This is a genomic window from Mycobacterium sp. NGS68, from assembly GCF_059812195.1.
This window is the reverse complement of record NZ_JCALCE010000094.1, coordinates 1-471: the sequence shown is the minus strand read 5'-3', so window position 1 is coordinate 471 and position 471 is coordinate 1. Positions and strand designations below refer to the sequence as shown.

The following is a 471-nucleotide window of genomic DNA, read 5'->3' as shown; positions in this document are numbered from 1 at the left end:
GCTGGCCTGCGTGCTCTACGAATGCCTCACCGGCGAACCACCCTTCAACGCCGACACCATGCCCCGGCTGATCATGGCCCACATGAGCGCGCCGCCCCCGCGGCCCTCCATCGCGCGACCCGACGTGCCCGCCTCCGTCGACGACGTCATCGCCACCGGCATGGCCAAAGACCCCGACCACCGCTACACCACCACCGTCGAACTCGCCGACGCCGCCCGCAACGCCATCACCGAACCCATCGCGAGGCCCGCCGCCAACCCGACACGAATCCGACAGACCCAACCAGCACCTGCGCCCGTGCCGGATCAGCCGGCCACCGTCATGGCCGCACCGCAGGCTCCCACCGAAACAGCTGGGCCCCAACATCCGTCGCCCCGGACGAAAGACGGCTGGATCAGCCGGCGCACCACAATCACACTGATCGGCGGCGGTGCGGTCGCCGTGGCCGCCGCGGCCGTCGGCATCCCCGC

Annotated in this window: 1 pseudogene; it reads left to right on the top strand. The window is 71.3% G+C overall.

The annotated features are described in order from the left end of the window. Window positions 1-471 (top strand): annotated as a pseudogene (locus AC5Y5V_RS31405) (serine/threonine-protein kinase PknD); the annotation flags it as partial.